The organism is Lutibacter sp. (assembly GCF_040883305.1).
Taxonomy (GTDB): domain Bacteria; phylum Bacteroidota; class Bacteroidia; order Flavobacteriales; family Flavobacteriaceae; genus Lutibacter.
In genome coordinates, this window is record NZ_JBFLKT010000154.1 from 1 (window position 1) to 4,844 (window position 4,844).

The 4,844-nt window shown below is 30.0% G+C and carries 4 protein-coding genes; 1 reads left to right on the forward strand and 3 read right to left on the reverse strand.

Translation table 11 applies throughout. The features are described from left to right. From AB1Z17_RS05060 to AB1Z17_RS05070, 3 genes are all read right to left on the reverse strand, one after another. Positions 1 to 370: inorganic diphosphatase (locus tag AB1Z17_RS05060; protein ID WP_368050711.1), on the reverse strand; the 370-nt coding region annotated here is incomplete at its 3' end. 68 nt (positions 371 to 438) lie between these two features. Next, positions 439 to 2,934 (reverse strand): DUF5686 family protein, encoded by a 2,496-nt coding sequence (locus AB1Z17_RS05065; RefSeq protein WP_368050712.1) that lies wholly within the window; start codon positions 2,932 to 2,934, stop codon positions 439 to 441. 127 nt (positions 2,935 to 3,061) lie between these two features. Then, on the reverse strand, positions 3,062 to 4,042 hold the full coding sequence (locus AB1Z17_RS05070; RefSeq protein ID WP_368050713.1) for a pyruvate dehydrogenase complex E1 component subunit beta: 981 nt from the start codon (positions 4,040 to 4,042) through the stop codon (positions 3,062 to 3,064). Between the two features lie 176 nt (positions 4,043 to 4,218). Between AB1Z17_RS05070 and AB1Z17_RS05075 the strand changes: the two genes are divergently transcribed. Next, positions 4,219 to 4,844 (forward strand): electron transfer flavoprotein beta subunit/FixA family protein (locus AB1Z17_RS05075; protein ID WP_368050714.1); only part of this gene is annotated, 626 nt, incomplete at its 3' end.

Genomic DNA, 4,844 nt, shown 5'->3' on the forward strand with positions numbered 1-4,844 from the left:
ATCTATGAGGATTTAAATCGTGTATATCTCTTCTATTATTCCAAATTGGATCTGAAACCGGAACACATATTATTTTTTCATCTGGTCCTTTTTCATCCGTCATGTGAAAAACTCCAATTGGTCTTACTTCCATAACAACCATAGGAAACGTTGGTTCAGAACCTAGCACTAACACATCTAAAGGATCTTGGTCTAAAGCTAATGATTCTGGAATAAATCCATAATCACCTGGGTACATCATAGATGAAAACAGCATTCTATCGAATCTAATTTTATGCAAAGCAAAATCATATTCATATTTATTTCTACTTCCTTTTGGTATTTCAATTAACACGTCAAATGTTAATACTTTTTTAGATTTAGCAGTCATTTTTTTTATTTTATTTTTTGCAAAAGTACAAAAATCATAGGTTTGCCTAAGCAATTTTTAAAATGATTTTAAAAATGGAAACCAAAAGCTCCTTTTATAGCGAACTTATTGGCATTTGGCATATCTAAATAATTACCTCTCCAACTAAAATCAATTCTAAACACTTTAAAAATGTTTCCTATTCCAACACTATATTCATAATAGCCTTTTGTTGGTGCAACATAGTTTATATTTGAAGCATTTAAAGCTAAATTTTTATCTGAAATTTCTCCCCAAACACCTTTAACACCAACTATTTCTCTTAAATTTAATTTTCTCAATAATGGAACTCTAGATAAAAAACGTCCGTTAAAATTATGCTCAATATGAAGTGAAGCATACGTATCGGTAACAAATTCGTAATAATCTAATAAAGCGTAGGTATTTTCAATGGTAAAATAGGATTGATTCCCAGGAACAACATTTAGTAATCCTAAAGGCACTTCTCCAAAAGTTTTTCCAACTTCAAAAGTGGTGAACATTCTACCAAAACCACCAATTAATATTGGCTGACGGTAATAAAATTGTAATTTCTGATAGTCGAAATCACTATCAAAAACACCTTTTATTCCTTGTGAATAATTTAAAAACCAAGTTGAGTAAGTATCTGTAACTTCATTTCTTTCTACTCCATAACCAATTGTTTTTCTGTCTGGTGTGTATTTTATGGAGAAATCTATTTCAGATTGAATAATATCTGATTTTCTAACATCATTTTGTTTATCGACCCAATAATCTAAATTAAATGTATCTGGCGATGCAGATTCCAACGTTCTATAAGATGCTCCAAGTTTAAACTGAAGGTTGTTTTTTGGTTCGATGGACATGTAAAAGTTGGACAAATTTATGGAAGTTAATTTACTATTATCTCCACTTGCAAAAAATGAAGACGATGCAAAACTTCTACCTAAAACATCGTTTGTAGTTGTTAAACTAACACCTATTTGTTCTACATCTCGTCTGTTTCCTCCTCCAATTATAAACCTGCTTTTTGGATTTAGCATCCATTTACCAGACATTCCATATTTAAATTTATCATCATCAAAGCCATAAGCGGTATAACCTTGTAAACGCCAAGGTTCGTTTCCTCCTAAATAGGTTCTTCCTCCAACGCGCAAACGCAATCCTTCAACATCATTTTTACCAAAAGTTGAATATATGGAACCAAAATCAAATTTATTAAACTCTATATATCCAGAACCTAAAATTGAAATGGCATTGTACATTTTTTTAAACTTTGGAACTGTAGTTAAGGTGTCTAACATTTTATAGATCCCGAGTTCGTTATCATTTAATTTTTCGTGTCTGTTGTCACTCCAAAAATCATTACTTTTATTATAAATTTTTTCATCATAAACGTTAATTTCTTTTGAATAGAAACTAGGATTTTTTATTTCATCAAATTTATAATCTTTGTACATTGTAGTTCTTCTACCATAAACTCCTTTGGATTTGTCTTTTTTGTTTAAACTAAAATCAGATAGCATATAATCTCTTTTCAGTAAAAAAACAGAATCATTTAACACATTAAATTCTTGTTCTATATAAATATCTTTTACCCAATTTATGTTTGCGCTTCTGGTTGCTTGCATATTAATTTCTTTTACTGCAAACGTTGTATCATTTACCCAAAAATCGCCTTTAAAAGTTAATTCACTCTTTCTTCGAGGATAGTATAAAATATTATAACACCATTTATTATCCACAAACGCACTATCGGTTAACACATAATTATAGGTTGAAATTCCAGATGCTTTTGAAATAGGACTCACAAAACTTTTATCAAAAATTTTAATATAGCTATCATAAATATTATAGTCCACATATAAATCTTTTATAAAAGCAATTACATTTTGATTGGAGTTAAAACCTGAATTTTTATTAGCAACTAAATCTTCGCGTAATTTTTTTCCATCTTTATTTTTACCATAAGAATTGTAAACAGATTCGTTGATGAAAATTGGTAAAAAAGCTTTTCCCGTAATGTTTGAAGTATCTATATTTTTAAAAACAAACTCCATTCCTTTAAACAATTTCTTTTTCATAAAGACACTGTCAACATTATTCATATCAAACTCTAATTTTTCATACTTTTCAAATTGATATTGGTCAAATAAATAGATACCATTCTGACGCTCTTTTGCCCATATTTTCTTTAAAATTGCAATTGCAGGATTTCCCTTTTTCTTAACTTTTCCGCTATAAATAAATACTTCATTTAACTGAGAAGCTGCCTCACTTAAAGTTATTATTAAGTTAAAATCTCTACTTTTTATAGGAACAATTTTTGTTTCATAGCCTATAAATGATACTTCAATTTGAGTGTATGTATTATTTGATTCTAAATAAAACTTACCATTCTCATCAGAAACGGTTCCTGTATTAGAATCTACAAAAACTATGTTTGCAAACGGAATAGATTCATTTTGCTCATCTACAACTACACCGCTAATTTTAACTTGAGCAAAACTCATTGAAAAAATGAACAAAAAAAGGAAATTTATAACTTTAAAATTTATTTTCATATTTAATACTTATTGTATTTTAAGGGACGGATTTTTTATACTATTTGTAAATTTAGAATAGACGTTTTAAATAAAAAATCCTTTCAAGCAGTACTTGAAAGGATTTATTAACGCAAATAGTATGCCTTTATTTTATATACATAACATCTTTAACCGCTTTAACAACATCGTTAAAGTTTGGCAACCATTCTTCTAGTAATACTGGAGAATATGGTGCAGGTGCATCTGCTGTTGTAATTCTTCTTATTGGAGCATCTAAATAATCAAACACATTTTCTTGTACTTGAAATGTAATTTCTGAAGAAACACTTGCAAAAGGCCAAGCTTCTTCTAAAATAACCAATCTGTTTGTTTTTTTAACTGAAGTAAAAATAGCTTCAAAATCCATTGGTCTAACAGTACGCATATCTAAAATTTCACAAGAAACTCCTTCTTTTTCTAAAACATCAGCTGCTTTATATGCTTCTTTAATAATTTTACCAAATGAAACAATTGTTACATCTGTACCTTCTCTTTTAATATCTGCTACACCTATTGGAATAATATATTCACCTTCAGGCACTTCCATTTTATCACCATACATTTGTTCAGATTCCATAAAAATAACTGGATCATCATCTCTAATTGCAGCTTTTAATAGTCCTTTTGCATCATAAGGGTTTGAAGGAACTACCACTTTTAAACCTGGGGTATTTGCAAACCAGTTTTCGAAAGCTTGCGAATGCGTTGCACCTAATTGTCCTGCAGAGCCAGTTGGTCCTCTAAAAACAATTGGGCAATTTAACTGTCCACCAGACATTTGTCTAATTTTAGCTGCATTATTTATAATTTGATCAATTCCAACCAATGCAAAGTTAAAGGTCATAAACTCTACAATTGGTCTATTTCCATTCATAGCAGAACCAACAGCAATACCTGTAAATCCTAATTCAGCAATTGGTGTATCAATAACGCGCTTTGCTCCAAACTCATCTAACATTCCTTTAGACGCTTTGTATGCACCATTATATTCAGCAACTTCTTCACCTAATAAAAATATAGATTCATCTCTTCTCATTTCTTCACTCATTGCCTCGCAAATAGCTTCTCTAAATTGTATTGTCTTCATTGTATATTTTTTAACGAATTGCAAAAGTAAGCAATTCTAAATTTACTATCAAAAAAATAATACTTAATAAACTTTTACTATGCACGCATAGTATTTTTAAAAAAAAGTAGTACATTCGTAAAAAAATAATAATAAAGTCGTTATTTTTATAATTAAATATTCAAATAAATAATAAAATGAAAATATTAGTTTGTATAAGTCACGTTCCAGATACTACTTCAAAAATAAATTTTACTGAAAACGATACAAAATTTGATAGTAACGGCGTGCAATTTGTAATAAATCCGTATGATGAGTTTGCATTAACGCGTGCTATGTGGTTTAAAGAAAAACAGGGTGCAACCGTAACTGTTATAACAGTTGGCGATGCCTCAACGGAACCAACCTTAAGAAAAGCTCTGGCAATTGGAGCTGACAATGCAATTAGAGTAAATGCTTTAGCAACAGATGGATTTGCAGTTGCAAAAGAACTAGCTACAGTTGTTAAAAATGATAACTTTGATTTAATATTAGCTGGAAAAGAATCTATTGATTATAATGGAGGAATGGTTCCTGGAATGTTAGCAGGAATGTTAGATTTTAATTTTGTAAATGCGTGTATTGGGCTTGAAATTGAAGGTGATAAAGCCACTATTTCAAGAGAAATAGACGGTGGTAGAGAAATTTTATCTTGCAGTTTACCTTTAATTGTTGCAGGACAAAAAGGACTTGTTGAAGAGAAAGACCTACGCATTCCAAACATGCGAGGTATCATGATGGCGCGTAAAAAACCGTTAACTATTGTAGAACCAACAACTAGTGA

Bases quoted from the DNA above. Each gene is read 5' to 3' on its own strand.
- AB1Z17_RS05065 (WP_368050712.1), bottom strand. From the start codon at position 2,934: ATGAAAATAAATTTTAAAGTTATAAATTTCCTTTTTTTGTTCATTTTT.
- AB1Z17_RS05070 (WP_368050713.1), bottom strand. From the start codon at position 4,042: ATGAAGACAATACAATTTAGAGAAGCTATTTGCGAGGCAATGAGTGAA.